The 15,893-nt window shown below is 65.9% G+C and carries 21 protein-coding genes and 1 pseudogene; 12 read left to right on the top strand and 10 right to left on the bottom strand.

The window, feature by feature from the left end; genetic code table 11:
• The first annotated feature begins 95 nt into the window (after positions 1 to 95).
• Positions 96 to 884: a type I methionyl aminopeptidase gene (gene map / locus QMK34_RS11455; protein WP_326413730.1), complete on the top strand. Its 789-nt coding sequence runs from the start codon at positions 96 to 98 to the stop codon at positions 882 to 884.
• Between the two features lie 62 nt (positions 885 to 946).
• Positions 947 to 1,570 carry a maleylpyruvate isomerase family mycothiol-dependent enzyme gene (locus QMK34_RS11450; protein WP_326413729.1) on the top strand — a complete coding sequence of 208 codons (624 nt, stop codon included), beginning with the start codon at positions 947 to 949 and terminating at the stop codon, positions 1,568 to 1,570.
• A gap of 99 nt (positions 1,571 to 1,669) precedes the next feature.
• On the opposite strand, the gene QMK34_RS11445 is transcribed toward QMK34_RS11450, so the two are convergent.
• Entirely contained in the window at positions 1,670 to 2,134 is a 465-nt protein-coding gene (locus QMK34_RS11445; protein ID WP_326413854.1) for a TetR/AcrR family transcriptional regulator, read from the bottom strand.
• 10 nt (positions 2,135 to 2,144) lie between these two features.
• Here QMK34_RS11445 and QMK34_RS11440 point away from each other — a divergent pair, with 10 nt between their 5' ends.
• Positions 2,145 to 2,468 carry a hypothetical protein gene (locus QMK34_RS11440; RefSeq protein WP_326413728.1) on the top strand — a complete coding sequence of 108 codons (324 nt, stop codon included), beginning with the start codon at positions 2,145 to 2,147 and terminating at the stop codon, positions 2,466 to 2,468.
• A gap of 233 nt (positions 2,469 to 2,701) precedes the next feature.
• On the opposite strand, the gene QMK34_RS11435 is transcribed toward QMK34_RS11440, so the two are convergent.
• Positions 2,702 to 3,148: a DUF1772 domain-containing protein gene (locus QMK34_RS11435; protein ID WP_326413727.1), complete on the bottom strand. Its 447-nt coding sequence runs from the start codon at positions 3,146 to 3,148 to the stop codon at positions 2,702 to 2,704.
• Positions 3,149 to 3,238: 90 nt separating this feature from the next.
• On the opposite strand from QMK34_RS11435, the gene QMK34_RS11430 reads away from it, so the two are divergent.
• From QMK34_RS11430 to QMK34_RS11420, 3 genes are all read left to right on the top strand, one after another.
• Entirely contained in the window at positions 3,239 to 3,817 is a 579-nt protein-coding gene (locus QMK34_RS11430) for a TetR/AcrR family transcriptional regulator (RefSeq protein WP_326413726.1), read from the top strand.
• A 116-nt stretch (positions 3,818 to 3,933) separates the two neighbouring features.
• On the top strand, positions 3,934 to 4,335 hold the full coding sequence (locus QMK34_RS11425) for a hypothetical protein (RefSeq protein ID WP_326413724.1): 402 nt from the start codon (positions 3,934 to 3,936) through the stop codon (positions 4,333 to 4,335).
• Between the two features lie 95 nt (positions 4,336 to 4,430).
• Positions 4,431 to 5,990 (top strand): Na+/H+ antiporter, encoded by a 1,560-nt coding sequence (locus tag QMK34_RS11420; protein WP_326413723.1) that lies wholly within the window; start codon positions 4,431 to 4,433, stop codon positions 5,988 to 5,990.
• Between the two features lie 2 nt (positions 5,991 to 5,992).
• Here QMK34_RS11420 and QMK34_RS11415 read toward each other — a convergent pair whose 3' ends face one another.
• From QMK34_RS11415 to QMK34_RS11395, 5 genes are all read right to left on the bottom strand, one after another.
• A complete protein-coding gene (locus tag QMK34_RS11415) occupies positions 5,993 to 6,760 on the bottom strand; it encodes an ABC transporter permease (RefSeq protein ID WP_326413722.1) in 768 nt (255 codons plus the stop codon).
• Positions 6,757 to 7,557, bottom strand: coding sequence for an ABC transporter ATP-binding protein (locus QMK34_RS11410; RefSeq protein ID WP_326413721.1), 801 nt, complete (start codon positions 7,555 to 7,557; stop codon positions 6,757 to 6,759). Before QMK34_RS11410 ends, QMK34_RS11415 begins: the two co-directional genes overlap by 4 nt.
• Entirely contained in the window at positions 7,557 to 7,925 is a 369-nt protein-coding gene (locus QMK34_RS11405) for a DUF1048 domain-containing protein (protein WP_326413720.1), read from the bottom strand. The genes QMK34_RS11410 and QMK34_RS11405 overlap by 1 nt, the downstream gene beginning before the upstream one ends.
• A gap of 2 nt (positions 7,926 to 7,927) precedes the next feature.
• The gene (locus QMK34_RS11400; protein WP_326413719.1) at positions 7,928 to 8,257 is read right to left on the bottom strand and encodes a PadR family transcriptional regulator; all 330 of its coding nucleotides are present in this window, start codon (positions 8,255 to 8,257) and stop codon (positions 7,928 to 7,930) included.
• A 219-nt stretch (positions 8,258 to 8,476) separates the two neighbouring features.
• On the bottom strand, positions 8,477 to 8,614 hold the full coding sequence (locus tag QMK34_RS11395; protein ID WP_326413718.1) for a hypothetical protein: 138 nt from the start codon (positions 8,612 to 8,614) through the stop codon (positions 8,477 to 8,479).
• 173 nt (positions 8,615 to 8,787) lie between these two features.
• Here QMK34_RS11395 and QMK34_RS47795 point away from each other — a divergent pair, with 173 nt between their 5' ends.
• Positions 8,788 to 9,393: a hypothetical protein gene (locus QMK34_RS47795; protein ID WP_442785134.1), complete on the top strand. Its 606-nt coding sequence runs from the start codon at positions 8,788 to 8,790 to the stop codon at positions 9,391 to 9,393.
• On the opposite strand, the gene QMK34_RS11390 is transcribed toward QMK34_RS47795, so the two are convergent.
• Positions 9,336 to 10,010, bottom strand: a complete 675-nt coding sequence (locus tag QMK34_RS11390) for a TetR/AcrR family transcriptional regulator (protein ID WP_326413717.1) — start codon at positions 10,008 to 10,010, stop codon at positions 9,336 to 9,338. The two genes, QMK34_RS47795 and QMK34_RS11390, sit on opposite strands and share 58 nt — an antisense overlap.
• Between QMK34_RS11390 and QMK34_RS11385 the strand changes: the two genes are divergently transcribed.
• The 4 genes from QMK34_RS11385 to QMK34_RS11370 are packed head-to-tail and all read left to right on the top strand — an operon-like array spanning position 9,999 to position 12,620.
• Entirely contained in the window at positions 9,999 to 10,715 is a 717-nt protein-coding gene (locus QMK34_RS11385) for an FMN-dependent NADH-azoreductase (protein WP_326413716.1), read from the top strand. The genes QMK34_RS11390 and QMK34_RS11385 overlap by 12 nt on opposite strands.
• Positions 10,715 to 11,212, top strand: coding sequence for a pyridoxamine 5'-phosphate oxidase family protein (locus tag QMK34_RS11380; RefSeq protein ID WP_326413715.1), 498 nt, complete (start codon positions 10,715 to 10,717; stop codon positions 11,210 to 11,212). The genes QMK34_RS11385 and QMK34_RS11380 overlap by 1 nt, the downstream gene beginning before the upstream one ends.
• Positions 11,209 to 11,907 carry a DsbA family oxidoreductase gene (locus tag QMK34_RS11375; protein ID WP_326413714.1) on the top strand — a complete coding sequence of 233 codons (699 nt, stop codon included), beginning with the start codon at positions 11,209 to 11,211 and terminating at the stop codon, positions 11,905 to 11,907. Before QMK34_RS11380 ends, QMK34_RS11375 begins: the two co-directional genes overlap by 4 nt.
• A complete protein-coding gene (locus tag QMK34_RS11370; RefSeq protein WP_326413713.1) occupies positions 11,904 to 12,620 on the top strand; it encodes an MBL fold metallo-hydrolase in 717 nt (238 codons plus the stop codon). The genes QMK34_RS11375 and QMK34_RS11370 overlap by 4 nt, the downstream gene beginning before the upstream one ends.
• Here the strand turns inward: QMK34_RS11370 and QMK34_RS47790 are convergent.
• Together QMK34_RS47790 and QMK34_RS11365 are read right to left on the bottom strand one after the other, a co-directional pair.
• Positions 12,538 to 12,918, bottom strand: a complete 381-nt coding sequence (locus tag QMK34_RS47790; protein WP_442785139.1) for a transposase family protein — start codon at positions 12,916 to 12,918, stop codon at positions 12,538 to 12,540. The genes QMK34_RS11370 and QMK34_RS47790 overlap by 83 nt on opposite strands.
• 428 nt (positions 12,919 to 13,346) lie before the next feature.
• Complete coding sequence (locus QMK34_RS11365) at positions 13,347 to 14,111, bottom strand: lysozyme (protein WP_326413712.1); 765 nt, start codon at positions 14,109 to 14,111, stop codon at positions 13,347 to 13,349.
• A 908-nt stretch (positions 14,112 to 15,019) separates the two neighbouring features.
• On the opposite strand from QMK34_RS11365, the pseudogene QMK34_RS11360 reads away from it, so the two are divergent.
• Positions 15,020 to 15,893 (top strand): annotated as a pseudogene (locus QMK34_RS11360) (hypothetical protein); the annotation flags it as partial.

The following is a 15,893-nucleotide window of genomic DNA, read 5'->3' as shown; positions in this document are numbered from 1 at the left end:
GCAGGGCTGTACGCACACTGAGCTTGGTATAGTTATACCGGTTGATGCTAGGGTTCCGGTATAACTATACCAACGCCCAGCGATGTGAGGTATTCGTGATTGAACTGAAGACGCCCGCGGAGATCGAGCGCATGCAGGTGGCCGGGCGTTTTGTCGCCGAGGTGCTCACCGAGGTCGGCAGGCTCGCCGACGTGGGCGTCAACCTCCTGGACCTGGAGCAGCACGTGCGCGGCATGATCAAACGCCGCGGGGCGGAGTCGTGCTACTGGGACTACGCCCCGTCCTTCGGCAAAGGCCCGTTCCGCAACGTCATCTGCCTCTCGGTCAACGACGCCGTCCTGCACGGCCTGCCCCACGACTACATCCTGCGCGACGGGGACGTGCTCAGCGCGGACCTCGCGGTCGGCATCGACGGCTGGGTGGCCGACTCGGCGCGCACGGTCGTCGTCGGGACCGCTGCCGAGGAGGACCTGCGGATCATCCGCGCCACCGAGGAAGCGCTGGAGGCGGCGATCAAAGTGGCACGTCCCGGCAACCGCCTTGGCGACATTTCGGCGGCGATCTGGGCGGTGGCCCGCGACCACGGCTATCCGGTCAACAACGAATTCGGTGGCCACGGCATCGGCCGCACCATGCACGAGGATCTCCACGTCCCCAACATGGGCCGGGCGGGCCGCGGCCTGAAGCTCCGGCCGGGGCTGACGCTCGCGCTCGAACCGTGGTTCGCCCGTACGACCGACCAGATCGTCTACGACGCCGACGGCTGGACCATCCGGTCGGCGGACGGCTCGCGCACGGCCCACTCCGAGCACACGGTGGCCATCACCGAGGACGCCCCCTTGGTGCTCACCCGGCGCGAAGCGGAGAACCTGGCTTACCGTTGAGGCATGCTGACCGAGGTGACCTCCGCCGCGACCGTTCTCGACACCACAACGGACCTGGCGTCATGACCATGATGGCGATGGCCCGCGAAGAGCGCGCCGACTTCCTGGCGTTGCTGACGACTTTGCCGCCGGAGCAGTGGGACGCGCCGACGTTGTGCTCGCGGTGGCGGGTGCGTGACGTGGTCGCCCATGTCGTCAGTTACGAGGAGCTCGGCAAACGCGGGCTCGCCGCTCGTTTCGTCAAGGGCCGGTTCATCCCGGACCGCGTCAACGATGTCGGCGTCAGCGAGTACAACACCCGCAGTCCCGCTGAGCTACTGGAGTTGCTGGGCGACCACCTCGAACCCCGCGGTTTGACCGCCGGTTTCGGCGGGATGATCGCGCTCGTCGACGGCCTCATCCATCAGCAGGACATCCGCCGGCCGCTCGGCCTGCCCCGCGACGTGCCCGCCGAGCGGCTGCGACGTGCGTTGAAGGCAGCCTTGGTCGCTCCGCCGATCCGGGCGTTCTGGCGCGCCCGAGGTCTACGGCTGGTCGCCACCGACCTCGGCTGGTCCACCGGATCCGGGCCCGAGGTCCGCGGGCCCGGCGAATCGCTCCTGATGGCCATCGCCGGACGACGAGTGGCGGTGGACGAGCTGACCGGCCCCGGCCAGGTGACACTCGCGGCTCGCATCGCCCGCTGAATTGGCTACGCCTCAACGATTTCGGCGACGGCTACGCGAGCCTGTCCGGCGGCTCACAACGGTCCGACCGGCCTCTGTCCTATCTGGACGAACGTTTCCTCACGCACGTCGGGACGGGCTGGCGACCTCCCAGGCAGCCTCGATCATCCGGAAGATCTCGTCCACCGCGGCCGCCGGATCGGCCGCCTCGCGGGCCAGCGAATAGGCGTCGATCACGAATCTCGCGATCGTCCGGCAGGCCGTTGTGGTCTGTGACAGGCCGGGATCGGCGGCGAGGGCCGTTGCCAGCGACTCCGCGTGGCGCAGCCTCATCGACTCCTCGTACTCCCGCAGGGCGGGTGATTCGTCGATCATGCGCCAGATCGGGGCGGCGCCCTCCGCCGCGCAATGCCGCACCAGCGCCTGGATCTCGCGGCGCAAGGCGGGGATGAGCGACTCGTGCGGCGCCCGGCCGGTGACCGCCAGCGTGAGGCGTTCCTCGAAGTCATCGTCCTGCTCGAAGACCAGTGCCTCTTTCGAGGCGAAATGGGCGCGTGACTGGCACGCCTGGGAGGACGCCACCATCTCCCTCGACTTGAACGGCACCCCCGGTTCGTACAGCGACCGTCCAGTGGAGGCAATGCTCGGTCGGGCACGCATCTGCGCGCACTACTTCGGGAATTCCGTGTTTCTCGAGGAGGGCGCGCTGTTGCGCGATGCCAAAAAGCTGGCAGGTATTCCTGGAGTGCTGCTGCACGGCCGTCTCGATCTCGGTTCCCCGATCGAAACCTCCTGGGAGCTGACCCAAGCCTGGCCCGACGCTGAACTCATCGTGTTCGACGAGGCGGGCCACACCGGTACGGACGCAATGAAGCTTTACAAGCGCAAAGTCCTGGACGATCTCGCCTCCCGACGCTGAGCCTCAACTTCGCGGTGACGGCGTAGCGGAGGCGGTGGGGACACGGTCGTGGTGGACCGCGTCCCCGTTTCGCTTGAGCGGGATCCCGCCGGGCCGGGCGACCAGTCGCTTCAGGCACAAACGGTCCGCGGCTACGTCGGCGTGTGGATTTTGATTGAGCTGGCGTTCTTCCGTTGCCTTCCCAGAGCGCTGAGTGTCGGGCAAGACTGCCTGCGCGGTCTCGGCCCGCGGGCTCAGGCGAGGGCGGTGGCCAGCAGGGCGAAGGCCGCGACGATGACGGCGACGCGGACGTAGTGGAAGCGGTCCCAGCGGTTCATCTGCTCCTTCCAGTCCTCGGGCCGGTTTTCGACGGTCCACGTCTTGCTCCGGTTGTTGATCGGGACGAGTAGCAGGATCGACATGAGCACGCTCACGATCAGCAGCGCGGCGGCGATGACGACGAGCCCGGCGCCGGGGTGATGCCAGCCGGCGATGGCCCAGACCGCGCTCAGGACGAGCGAGCCGATGTACCAGAACGGCATGAGGGCGCCGAGCATCCGGCCCCCGTGGGCGCGGCCGAGCTGGGCGCTGTCCTCGGGGAGTCCGTTGAAGATCGGGTTGAGGACGAAGGCGACGGAGAACTCCACCCCGACCAGCAGGCCGACGACCACGGTGGTGAAGACCTCGAGTGCGGTGAGCACGATGACCCTCCTAAAATCTAGTGTTGCTAGCTGATAAGGCAACACTAGTACGACCGCCGATAGATTGTCTAGCGATGCTAGGATCTATCCATGTCGGTACAGGAGCGTAAGCAGCGCGAACGGGCGGACCGTGAGCGCCTCATCGTGGCGACGGCCCGCGAACTCGCCGAGCGACAGGGCTGGGACGCGGTCACCACCCGCCTGCTCGCCGAGCGCATCGAATACAGCCAGCCCGTCCTCTACAGCCATTTCCGTGGCAAGCGCGAGATCATCGGCGCCGTCGCCCTTGAGGGTGCCGCCGAGATGGCCGCGGCGTTGCGGGCCGTGGCCTCCGCCGCGGACGGCCCGCGCGCCCGGGTCACGGCCCTCGCCCGCGCCTACCTCGACTTCGCCGAGCGCAACCCGGCGGTTTACGACGCCATGTTCCAGCTCGACGGCGGTCTGGCGTTCGCGAACGAGGACACCCCAGAGCCGCTGAAGGACGCCTTCGCGGCACTGCTGGAAACCCTCGGCGAGGTCGCCGGAGACGGCGTCCACCCGGGACTGTTCACCGAGGTGTTCTGGGCGGCCCTGCACGGGCTGGTCACCCTGACCAGGGCGGGACGGCTGCCGCCCGGGGACGACGAGCGGAGGGTGGAGCTGCTGGTGGACCGGCTCGCCATGGTCTGACACACCGTCCGGGCGGGCGACACGAGTGCTCGGCTCCTCCCTCCGGTCACTCACTCTCACGTACCGGATCGTTCGCGCCGTGGCATCGTGGCTAACTTGTCGAAACTGAGGCGGCGATGAAGACGAAACGCAGGTTGCTGCTGGTGGCGATCATTGTGGCAGTGGTCGCCGCTGCCGGAATCACCACGGTGGTGCTGTCGGTTCGTTGCGACGAGCCGGTGGCGGGGCCGTGTGACATCCCGAATTCGGTTCAGGAACGACCGGAATCCGCGAAGGCCGCGCCGGGCGGCGGGGAGATCGAAGTCGCGGAGAAAGGGGTCTCTGCATCAGGTTTGGTGAGTATGGGTGCGGTGCTGCGCAACACCAGCGACAAGGTTGCCTACCGGACCAGGGTGACGCTCAGGGCGTCCATCATCTTCAACGGCCTACCGCCGGGACCGATCCAGGGCGCATTGATGACGGTCCGGCCGCGGCACCTGCTCACCGAGCCGGGCAGCGGCTACCGGTTCGTGCTTTGACACCTCGGGTCGCTGACGCGTTCTTGACGTAGGCTTGGGCCCGGCGCGCCGGGAAGTCTGGTCGGCATCCTCAATGGACGACGGAGGGACCGGTCATGCGCGGGGTCGAAACGGTACTGTTCCTGGTCGTCGTCGCGACCGTGGTGGCCACCTTCGCCAACCGGCTGCGGGTGCCCGCGCCCTCGCTGCTCGTGGTCGCGGGGATCGTCGTCGGTCTGCTGCCGGGCGTTCCGGCCATTCAGGTCACCCCGGACATCATCAGCCTGATCGTGCTCCCGCCGCTGTTGTTCGCGGCGGGGGAGGAGTTGCCGTGGCGGGACCTGCGCGCTGTCGCGCGGCCGGTCGCCGCGCTCTCGGTCGGGCTCGTGCTGCTGTCCGCCGCCGCGGTCGTCGGGATCGTTGTCGCCGTGACGCCGATGCCGGTCGGGATGGCGTTCGTGCTCGGCGCGATGCTCGCCAGCACCGACCCGGTCGCGGTCACCGCGCTGGCCCGGCGGCTCGCGCTGCCGCCGAGGGTACAGGCGCTGATCCAGGCCGAGAGCCTGTTCAACGACGCGACCAGCCTGCTGCTGTTCCGGGTCGCATTGTTCATGGCGGTCGCTGGTGGTGCGGCGTCATGGGGAAAGACGCTCTCGGAGTTCGCCGTGCTCGCCGGGGGTGGTCTCGTGATCGGCGTGCTGACCGCGGCCGGAGCGTTCCTGATCCGGCGGCGTACCGAGGATCCGGTGCTGGAGACCGTGGTCGCGCTGGTCACGCCGTACGCGGGGTACGTGCTCGCGGAGTCGTTCGGCGGCTCGGGGGTGACCGCGGTGGTGATCGCCAGCGTGCTGCTCGGGACCCAGGCCGAGCGGCTGACCACGGCGCGGATCCGGCTGCAGGTCGGTGCGGTCTACGAGACGGTCGTGTTCCTGCTGGAGAGCGTCGTCTTCGGCTTGATCGGGCTGCAGCTGCCCGCGCTGGTGCGGCGGCTGGCGGGGACGGGCGCGTGGTGGCTGTTGCAGGCGGTGGCGATCGCGGCGACGCTGATGCTGGTCCGGCTGCTCTTGGTGTTCGTCCTCTCAGCGCTGCGGCAGCGCCGGGGCGGGGAACGGCCGTCGTGGCAGGTGCCCGCGGTGGTTTCCTGGGCCGGTGCCCGCGGCGTGGTGCCGTTGGCCGCGGCGCTGTCGCTGCCGGTGGCGGCGCTGGACGGCTCGGCGCTGCCTTCCCGTGACCTCGTCCTGCTGCTGACCACCGCGGTCATCGTGATCACGTTGGTGGTACAGGGTTTCACGCTCGCACCGCTGGTCCGCCGCGCCGGGATCGCGCTCGACCCGGCCGACATCCGCCACGAGCAGAGCCGGGCCCGGCTCGCCATCGCGGAGGCCGGGCTGAGCCACCTCGAGCACATCGCGGAGACGGAGTCGGCGCCCGGGTTCGTGGTGGACCAGCTCCGCAGCAGCTGGCAGGCCAGGATCGACCGGATCCGCCTCGACGACGACGTCGAGGAGACCGAGGTGTCCCGCTACAGCGGCTATCCCGCGTTGCGGCGCGAAATCCTGGATGTGGAAGCGGCCGAGCTGACCAGGCTGTTCGAGTCCGACGCGATCACCGACGCCACCCGGCGCCGGATCCAGCGGATCCTCGACCTCGAACACGCCGGCCTCGGTGACGACTAGGATCAGCTGATCTTGCGGCGGTAGATGACCATCGCGAAGACGTAGGCGGCGATGAGGATGCCGACGCACCAGGCGAGCGCGATCCAGATGTCGGTACCGACCGGCTGCTCAGCCAGCAGGTTGCGGATGGCGTTGACGATGGACGTCACCGGTTGGTGCTCGGCGAAGGCGCGCACCGGGCCGGGCATGGTGCCGGTCGGCACGAACGCCGAACTGAGGAACGGCAGGAAGATGAGCGGGTAGGCGAACGCGCTCGCGCCGTCGATCGTCTTGGCGGTGAGACCGGGGATCACGGCGATCCAGGTCAGCGCCAGGGTGAACAGGATCAGGATGCCGGCGACCGCGAGCCACGGCAGCACCCCCGCTCCCGAGCGGAAGCCCATGAGCAGCGCGACGAGCACGACGACCACGAGCGAGATCAGGTTGGCGACCAGCGAGGTCAGCACGTGCGCCCACAGCACGGACGACCGCGCGATCGGCATCGACTGGAAGCGCTCGAAGATGCCGCTCTTCATGTCCATGAAAAGCCGGAACGCGGTGTAGGAGATACCCGAGGCGATCGTGATCAGCAGTATCCCTGGCAGCAGGTAGTTCACATATGAATCCGTCCCCGCACCCGTGTTGATCGCGCCGCCGAACACGTAGACGAACAGCAGCATGAAGGCGATCGGCATGATCGCGGTCGTGATGATGGTGTCGAGGCTGCGCGTGATGTGGCGCAGTGACCGTCCTAACAGGACGGCGGTGTCGCCGAAGGTGTGCGTGGTCATCGTTGTTCCTCACTCGTCCGTGCCGCCTCGGCACCTTCCTGGCCGTCGTCGCCGACGAGGGAGAGGAAGATTTCTTCGAGGGAAGGCTGTTTCTCGACGTATTCGACCTTGGCGGGCGGGAGCAGCCGCTTGAGTTCGGCGAGGGTGCCGTTCACGATGATCCTTCCCTTGTGGAGGATCGCGATCCGGTCGGCGAGCTGTTCTGCCTCGTCGAGGTACTGCGTCGTGAGCAGCACCGTCGTCCCGTGGTCGGCGAGGTCCTTGACGGCCTGCCACACCTCGATGCGCGCCTGGGGGTCGAGCCCGGATGTCGGCTCGTCAAGGAAGATGACGGGCGGATTCCCGATGAGGCTCATCGCGATGTCCAGGCGGCGACGCATACCGCCCGAGTACGTCGATGCCTTCCGCCCGCCCGCGTCGGTGAGCGAGAAACGGGCGAGCAGATCGTCGGCGATCGCGCCCGGGTTCTTGAGGTGCCGGAGCTTGGCGACCAGCACGAGGTTCTCCCGGCCGCTGAGGATTTCGTCGACGGCCGCGAACTGACCCGTGAGGCTGAAGGACTCCCGCACCTTCTCCGGTTGCCTGGCGACGTCGAAGCCGTTGACGGTCGCTGTCCCCGCGTCTGCCTTGAGCAGCGTGGACAGGATCCTCACGACCGTGGTCTTGCCCGCTCCGTTCGAGCCGAGCAGCGCGAAGATGCTGCCCCGTGCCACGTCGAAGTCCACGCCGCGCAGCACCTGCAGATCCTTGTACGACTTCTCCATGCCCTGCACGTGGATTACCTCGTGCGTCGTCATCAGAGCGACCCCTCTCCCGCGACGCGGTCAATGGCCTTGATCAGCCGTTCCCGCTCCTTGTTGATCCACTGGCCCTCGGAGTAGTTCCGGACGAACGTCTCAATGAACTCCACTGGGTCGTCCCCGACGACGGTGCGGATCGGGGTCTTGTCCGCCGCGCTCTGCTCGAACAGGTCGAGCAGGTCCTCGTGCATCGACACGAGTGCGTCCCCGTTCGTGATGGCCCCGTAGTACATCAGGTACCGCTCCAGCGCTTCGATCGACGCGCGATAACTCGGGGGAAGCTCTCGCGAGCGGGCCTTGTACTGCCGGTAGCGTTTCTTCTGTTCGAGAGACCCGGTGACCAGTTCGATCCACTTGGGTGCCATGGCTATTTCCCTCCTTCGCGGAGCTGTTCGAGCCGTTCTGTGAGGAAGCTCCACGTCCTCCAGAACTCTTCGAGGTACTCCCGGCCCGTCGCATTGAGCGAGTACACCTTGCGCGGCGGCCCTTTCTCCGACGGGACCTTTTCCACGTCGACCAGGCCGCGCTGTTCGATCCGGACCAGCAGCGCGTAGACCGTCCCCTCCGCGATGTCCGAGAAACCCCGATCGCGCAACCATGCCGTGATCTCGTAGCCGTACGCGGACCGGCTGGACAGGATCGCCAGGACGATGCCCTCCAACGTGCCCTTGAGCATCTCCGTCACCTGCTTGCCCATGGACCACCCTCCAACTACTTGGTGCTGCTGAGTACCAGTACATAGTAACACTGAATAGCGGTGGCGCAAGACGCTTCCCCGGGCTTGGGGTGCCGCCGCTGCTGTGGACGTCGCGCAGCTGAGCCGCTACTGCGAGCGGTTCGCCGGTCGCGGAGTGTCGGTGGTGGTCCGCCAGGCCACGTTCGTGAGCACCATCCGTCTGAAGTGGACGGTGGTCGGCTAGTGGAAGTACGTCCTTGCTGGCCGCAACGCCAGCAAGATCACGACGGGCACAGAACCCAGTGTCGTGAGCACGAGCTTGGCGCCGTCGACGTACGGGAGCCAGACCGGCATGAACTGCTGGGCTGCGTCGACCATCGCCGCCACTGTGCTGTTTCGATGTCGACGATCGCTTTTGACGGTCACCTTGACTCTGCGGCTGCGTCCCTGGTCGCGGCCCATTCGTCCAGGCTGTCCCGCGGACAGCTTGTGTTGGTCGCGGACACGGAGGCGCACGCTGAGGTAATCGATAAGGAGGTAGTGACGGAGGCGTGCAGCGGTGTACAAGCGCTGCGGCTGCAAGACACGAGAGGAAGCGGGTAGCGAAAGGTGTCGTCGGTTGGCTGAGCGGGGTCCCGGGAGTTGGTATTTCTCGCTGGAGCTGCCGTGTGGCCGGGGACGGGCGGCGGCATCGGGTGCGTCGTGGTGGATTCCGGTCTCGTGTGGCTGCGGAGCAGGCGCGGGCGTATCTGCTGGGGGGTGACGTGGTTCCGGGGCGGAGTGCCGTGTCGGTGGCGCAGTGGTTGGACATCTGGCTGGAGACGCGGCAGACCCTGATTTTCAATACGCGTCGGCTGTACACCCAGCAGGTAAACGATTATCTCAAGCCGTACCTCGGGAGCGTGCCGTTGCGGTCGTTGACGGTGGCGCGAGTGCAGGCGATGTTCGTCGGGTTCGCCCGTACCAACGCCGGGAGGCGATATGTTCGTCTCGGGTGGTCGCTATTCTTTCCAGTGTCACTGATTGCGTTACTGCGTGCGCAAGTCGGATGGGCCTATTCGTCATTTCTTGGTAAGAACCATCGGAGTCTGTGCTTGATTCAGGGGGATGCGCAGGCCAGGGCCGTGAGCATCGCTGCCAGATGGTCGCGCTGGTAGTGCTGATCACGCAACCAGTAGCGGACTTGCTCGGCGGACAATGCGGCGAGCAGCAGGTCGGCGCGGAGCTCGGGGTCGGGCACGACCTGCCGCAGCAGGTAGCGACAGTGCTGGCGCCAGAATGTGTAAGCGCCGCTGCGGAATCTGGCACCGGGGGAGCTGGTCTCACTCATCAGTACGAGGTCGAGCTGGTCGTCCACATAGGTCAGGTAGGCGATAGCGAACGCGGCCAGTCGTTGGCGGGGGGGTGCTCCAGGTCCTAACGGTGGCGGGCCGCTGAGCATCAAACCCTGCAGGTGGCGTTCGCTTTGGTCCAGGAGGGCGAACGCGAGGCCTTGCTTGTCGGTGAATCGCCGGAACAACGTGCCTTTGCCGACTCCGGCGGCGGCGACGACGTCGTCCATCGTGACGTTCGCGACGCCGCGTTCGGTGAACAGCCGCTGTGCGACGGCGAGTATCCGGGCGCGGTTGCGTGCGGCATCAGCTCGCTCGCGCGGCACGGCGCCGCCCAGCAGAGGCAGCGTCAGGTTGGAACGGCGAGGCTCCGCCGGTGGTGGAGAGTGGCCAGTCGTGCTGCTTGACGATCCGGACTCCAGTCCGATACGGTGACCATCCATGATGTGGACTGTAGTCCGAATAGTGCCGAAACGAAAGATCCGCCGACACATTGCCTGATTCCCGAAGGAGACCTTCGTGACCAACTGTTGCATATTTCCGCGAGCCCGCGAGGCGATGCCTCGCAGTCACGTCGTCTCGCGGATGCGTTCCTGGACGCCTACCGTGAGACGCATCCCGATGTCGAGATCGAGCACTGGGACTTGTGGGACGGGTCGGTGCCCGAATTCGGACCGACCGCCGCAGCCGCCAAGATGACGGTCTTCGGCGGCGGGACCCCGGCAGGCGAGCAGGCGGCCGCGTGGCAGGCCGCGCTGGACACGTTCAACCGCCTCGACGCCGCTGACCGACTGCTGTTCAGCGTGCCGATGTGGAACGCCGGCGTGCCCTACATCCTCAAGCAGTTCATCGACGTGATCTCACAACCCGGCGCGGTATTCGGTGTCGACCCGCACACCGGCTACACGCACCTGCTTGCCGGACGCGGCAAGAAGGCAGTCGTTGTCTACACCAGCGCGGTCTGGGGCCCCGCCCTCGGATCGGAATTCGGCACTGACTTCCACTCGACCTACTTCAACGACTGGCTGCGCTGGACCGGGATCACCGACATCGCTGAGATCCGCTACCACCCGACCCTCACCGGTGATGCCAAGGCCGAGCATCGGCTCGCCGACACCGCGGCTCGTGACCTGGGCAAGACGTTCTGATGACAACCCCAGCCGACGCCGAGCTCGAGCAGGGGCTGCGGCTGGTCCGCCAGTTCGGTAGCACCGAGCGGTGGCTGGCCGTGCTGGTGACCCAGCGTCGGGACGGTTCTCCCGCGGTCAGCGTCGTCAACGCGGGCGTGCTCATACACCCGGTCACCGGTGCGCAGACCGTCGCACTGGTGGCTCGCGGGGCGACCGCCAAGCTGGCTAACCTGCGCCATACCCCACGCGCCACACTGGTGTTTCGGGCCGGTTGGGAGTGGGTCGCGGTCAGCGGGCCGGTCGAGCTTGCCGGACCGGACGATCACCTTGCGGGACTGCCCGCCCGCACACTTCCCGGTCTGCTCCGCGACATCTTCCATGCCGCGGGTGGTGTCCACGAAGACCTCGACGCTTATGACGCGGCCATGGCTACCGAGCGTCGTGTCGCGATTCTGCTCCACCCTCAGCACTTCTCGACCAATCCTGCGGGAACCGAACATCAGGAGCCCGGATGACCTCTGCATCCTCTCTACCCGAAGTCGCGCCAGGCACCATCGCGGTCTGGTCGGACCTGCTCTGCCCGTTCTCCTACGTGGCGCTGCGCCGCTTGACAGCCGCGCGGACACGGCTCGGTGTGAACGTGCCGCTCGACCACCACGTCTTTCCGCTCGAACTGTTCAACGGCCCCCACCCCAGACGGGGTACCGACACTGAAGCCGTCGGACTCGGGCACATCGAACCGGGCGCGCATTTCCGAGTCTGGACGGCGTCCGACGACCTGTATCCCCACACTGTTCTGCTGGCCGCTGAAGCTGTTCTGGCCGCCAAAGCACAGAGCCTGGCGGCGGGGGAGGCCCTCGACCTCGCGCTCCGGCGCGCGTTCTGGACTGATTCGCTCAGCATCAGCCACCGTCAGGTCATCCTCGCCGTCGCGACCGAGGTCGCCGAGGCCGACGGGATCCTCGATGTAGACGACCTGACCGCCCGGATCGACCACGGCGCGCACCGCGCCGAACTCATGGCCGACTACGCGATAGCACAAACCGAGGAGGTCGGCGGAAGTCCGACCTTCGTCCTGCCCGGTGGCACCTCGGTGACCAATCCCGGCATCACCGTTCATTGGGAGGGGCCGTGGGCCGCGGGATTTCCCGTTGTCGACAGCGCGGACCCCGACGTCTACGACAACCTGCTCTTGCGTGCGACGGCGTGACCGCGCTGGCGGCTGAACCCGTCATCCGCCGGGTCGTCGTCGGACCGCTGCAGACGAACTGCTGGATCGTGCACGCCGCCGGGGAGCGCCACGCCCTGCTGCTCGACCCCGGAGACGACGCGCCAGCGATCCTGGCCGCCGCCAAGGACCTCGAGGTCGTGGCCGTCCTGCTCACGCACACCCATTTCGACCACGTCCTGGCCGTACCACACATTCGGGATGCTTGTGATGCGCCCGTTCTCGGCCACCGTGACGAGGTGCGGGTGTGGGAGGGTGAGGTGGCCGAACTTGCGCGCACCGGGCACTGGGACGCCGGCACCGCAACCGCCGACCTCCTCGCTGCGGGCCACCGACTCGCACCCCAGGTCACTGATGTGCTGTGGAACGGGCACTTCGACGACACCGTCAGCGACCAGCAGATCGTGACCGTCGGCTCCCTGTCTGTGCAAGTGCTGCACACGCCGGGACACAGTCCCGGCAGCATCAGCTTGCACGTGGGCAGCCACCTGTTCACCGGGGATACCCTGTTTCCCGGCGGACCAGGTCTGACCGGTCCCCAGTGGCCACTGACCAGTTTCCCCGCGATCATGACCAGCGTCCGACGACTCCTCGCGCTGCCCTCAGACACCGTCATCCACCCCGGTCACGGCCCTGACACCACTGTCGCCACCGAACGGCCCTCCGTTGAGCAATGGCAACGACGCGGCTGGTGAACAAACCCACCGCACGTTTGTTCCAGCCGCACACGCTTGCTAACGCACCAGAAAGGTGGCGAATGGGCCGCTGACGCCCACAACAAGTCCTTGCGGTGCTGGGCCGGATATCGGTGAAGGACCGGGCACCGGTGAGGACCGCCGCTGAGGCGAGGAGCAGGATTGACATCACGGTGTGCCGCACTCCGCGGCGAGCACGAGGATCCGGTACTGCGCAGAAATGTTCCCGCAGGTTCCGTCGTGCCCCGGCCCGCAGGCCGCGAGGTCGGTTACGCCGTCGCAGTGGGCCAGTTGGCACAGGGCGTCGGGGGATGGGCGATGACGCACCCGCAGGCCTTTCAACCAGGCCCGACGAAGCCTCCACGACTTTGCCCAGCGTCTGACCAGCAGGGCGTGATCGTACCGCTACCAGGCGCACCTTGAGGCCTATTCAGAACCTCACCCCGAGACCGCGTACACGCAGGTCAAGGGAACGTTTATCATGATCAACCGGAGAGTTCTGAATAGGCCTCCTTACCCTTGACCATCCGGATCGCCTGTTTCGCGTCCGGCACGACCTCCACGACTGCCGCCGAAATTGAACCTGAGGTGCGGCATTGTCTTGAGATTCTCGCCGCACCTCAGATATTGTCCACTTAGTGCATCGTGACCTGCCTCGAAAAAGTGTACTTCTTCTATTGTCGACCGCGAAAAGCTGTTGAGTAGATGCATCTGTTGCAGTTGACGTCAGCCTAACGCGAGTGCGCGCAGTCGATCGGCCGGGCCATTGAAGACGTCCTGGTCGACGTTGCCGTTGATGCCCGCGGTCCGTCCAGTACTGCTGTACTGCCAAAAAGTGTAGAAGCCCCAGCCATTGGGGAGCGTTCCCGCGGTGCCGCAGTAGCACGCGATGAACAGAGGATTCGCGGCACCGAAGCCGCCATTGTTGCCGGTGCAGGTGCTCCACCAGTCACGGGTGGTGTAGATGGTGGGGTACCGACTGGTTAGGCGGTGCACCTCATTGCTGAAGTCCGCTATCCAGCCGGACATCTGGCCCTGATTGAGCCCATAGCAGGTCGCGCCGTACGGGTTGTACTCGATATCGAGCATCGGCGGCAAGGTTTTGCCATCGGCCGACCAGCCGCCACCGTTGCTGACGAAATACCGGGCTTGCACCGCACCACTGGAGTTGTCCGGCAACGCGAAGTGATACGCACCGCGGATCATGCCTGCGTTGTAGGAGCCGGTGTAATTCGAACTGAAGGTGGGGTCCCGGTATCCTGTTCCCTCAGTGGCTTTCATGTACACAAAGCGATTTCCCCCGGCGACCGCCGCCCAGTTGATGCCCCCTTGATGGTTACTGATGTCAACGCCGGGCAGTCCGCCGGGCGCTGCGTAGGCCCCGAAAGGCGATTGACCATTACCTTCGTGTGCAGCGATCGTCGAGCCCGCGTAGTCGAGTTCAGGATGAGGGGGGTTGGCGGCGGAACTGGTCGCGGTCGTGCCGACCATCAACGACATAATCAGCGCGACGGCGCCAAGCAAGCGCGTGGCACGAGCGCCAAGAGAAGAGTGTGACGGGGACAGGACAGTTCTCAACAAGGTGTTCTCCTTATGAGCAGCCGCTTGCGTACACGGCCGGCACACCGATCCCGGATCAAGAGTGAGAGAGCAGATCCCCCCGGCCTGCTCGGAAGACGCCGACTCGCGGCGACGCCGTCCCGATTGACGATGTGGCAAACCTACAGACTGGCCAACTGGTTGACAACTGACCAACGTAGGGTTGTCGACGGCGAACTGACACTGTCCGCGTGGGCGGCCGAACAGCTGCAAGAGGGCTCAGTGAACGGTGTGCCGCCCCATGAAGTTGCCACACTGTGTGTGGGACCGGCTCATGTCGGCCGACGGAACCAGACGCTTTCTCGTGAATCCTTGACATGCTCACCGAGTTGACCCCATCATCAGACCCTCGCCGCCTTCCTTTCTCAACGGCGAGAAGGAGTCCGCTATGGCGCACCGACATCGTCTCGCCCCAGTGCGGCCGCATTCCGTGCCCGAGCAGGGCAGCGCAGACGGTGCTAGCGGCCCGGATCGACGCTGCCCGGCATCGCGGAAGGACGTTCGCTGTCCCGGACGGCGTACTCCCGATGCCGCCAAGCAAGTCCCTGGCGGAGGCACGGCCTACGAACCTCGGTGGCCAGATCCGCAACGAATACACCTCCGTCTTGTTTGACAGTTCTCACAACATCGGTTGCACGGAAACATCCCGACGTCTGGCCTTTCTGGCCCGCTGACAAATATCGATCTCCAAACCAACAGCTACACAACGAAAGGTGATTTGGCATGAGCACTAGCCGCTCCAGGTCGTCGTATCAAAGTCTCTTCGATATCAAACCCCGTCCCGCAGAAGAGAGTGAACTGTGACGTTCAGCAAGACCCATGCCGGCGCTGCGGCCCTGCTGATCGCGATCGCGATTGTTCAGTCCCCCGCATCAGCTCACGCAGACGGGAACGACACCAGTTCCGGTATCGCACGTGCGTTGGCGGCCGGCGACGCACGTGCGTCCGATGGCACCGTCAGCACCTTCGCCGGGATCACCTACGGGACCGATGGCGGTGGTAACCCGGCAACGGGAGACTGCACAACCTTTGTGGATTCCGGAAATTCGATCAACTCCGCGATCTCCTCGGCCAACTCCGGCGCAGTGGTCTGCGTCCGCGCCGGCGACTACAGCAGCCAGCTGGTCAGCCTGACCAAGAGCGGGGTCACCGTCCGGTCCACCGGTGTGGGGAAGATCAAGGGTGCCGAGGTCCGCGGCGACCAAAGTACACTAGATGGCTTCACGGTGGTCGGCGGAAGCGCCAACAGTCCGGAGTCCGGGATCCTGGTTTCCGGTGATAGCGTCAAGGTCCTGCACAATCTGGTCACGGGCACCAACCTTATTTACGGCGTGCTCTGCGCCAAAGGATCCTGCAACAACGACCTGATCTCCGGCAATACCGTCACGGGTATCGAGAGCATCGGCATGAAGATTGAGAACGGCGCCGGAACCGTCGTGGAACGCAACAACATCTACGACCTGCACAATGACTTGGGCGGCAGCTACGACACCGATGGCATGCGGTTCTGGGGCCACCAGACCATCCGCTACAACTACATCCACGACATCAACGAGTTCTCCAGCGGCAATCGCCATCCGCACGTCGACTGCTTCCAGACCTACAACAATGGCTCCGAGTCGGCGGGCACGCTGATCGAAAACAACTACTGCCTCCGAGTGTCCCGGCAGTGCC

Origin of the sequence: Amycolatopsis sp. H20-H5 (assembly GCF_035828755.1) — a bacterium.
GTDB lineage: Bacteria > Actinomycetota > Actinomycetes > Mycobacteriales > Pseudonocardiaceae > Amycolatopsis.
This window is presented reverse-complemented; position numbering and strand designations above follow the sequence as displayed.

What these genes read in the sequence shown, in the direction of transcription:
- QMK34_RS11450 (WP_326413729.1), top strand. Translation starts at nt 947, where the DNA reads ATGACCATGATGGCGATGGCCCGCGAAGAGCGCGCCGACTTCCTGGCG.
- QMK34_RS11445 (WP_326413854.1), bottom strand. Translation starts at nt 2,134, where the DNA reads ATGGTGGCGTCCTCCCAGGCGTGCCAGTCACGCGCCCATTTCGCCTCG.
- QMK34_RS11430 (WP_326413726.1), top strand. Translation starts at nt 3,239, where the DNA reads ATGTCGGTACAGGAGCGTAAGCAGCGCGAACGGGCGGACCGTGAGCGC.
- QMK34_RS11425 (WP_326413724.1), top strand. Translation starts at nt 3,934, where the DNA reads ATGAAGACGAAACGCAGGTTGCTGCTGGTGGCGATCATTGTGGCAGTG.
- QMK34_RS11420 (WP_326413723.1), top strand. Translation starts at nt 4,431, where the DNA reads ATGCGCGGGGTCGAAACGGTACTGTTCCTGGTCGTCGTCGCGACCGTG.
- QMK34_RS11415 (WP_326413722.1), bottom strand. Translation starts at nt 6,760, where the DNA reads ATGACCACGCACACCTTCGGCGACACCGCCGTCCTGTTAGGACGGTCA.
- QMK34_RS11410 (WP_326413721.1), bottom strand. Translation starts at nt 7,557, where the DNA reads ATGACGACGCACGAGGTAATCCACGTGCAGGGCATGGAGAAGTCGTAC.
- QMK34_RS11405 (WP_326413720.1), bottom strand. Translation starts at nt 7,925, where the DNA reads ATGGCACCCAAGTGGATCGAACTGGTCACCGGGTCTCTCGAACAGAAG.
- QMK34_RS11400 (WP_326413719.1), bottom strand. Translation starts at nt 8,257, where the DNA reads ATGGGCAAGCAGGTGACGGAGATGCTCAAGGGCACGTTGGAGGGCATC.
- QMK34_RS11395 (WP_326413718.1), bottom strand. Translation starts at nt 8,614, where the DNA reads ATGGTCGACGCAGCCCAGCAGTTCATGCCGGTCTGGCTCCCGTACGTC.
- QMK34_RS11390 (WP_326413717.1), bottom strand. Translation starts at nt 10,010, where the DNA reads ATGGATGGTCACCGTATCGGACTGGAGTCCGGATCGTCAAGCAGCACG.
- QMK34_RS11380 (WP_326413715.1), top strand. Translation starts at nt 10,715, where the DNA reads ATGACAACCCCAGCCGACGCCGAGCTCGAGCAGGGGCTGCGGCTGGTC.
- QMK34_RS11375 (WP_326413714.1), top strand. Translation starts at nt 11,209, where the DNA reads ATGACCTCTGCATCCTCTCTACCCGAAGTCGCGCCAGGCACCATCGCG.
- QMK34_RS11365 (WP_326413712.1), bottom strand. Translation starts at nt 14,111, where the DNA reads ATGGTCGGCACGACCGCGACCAGTTCCGCCGCCAACCCCCCTCATCCT.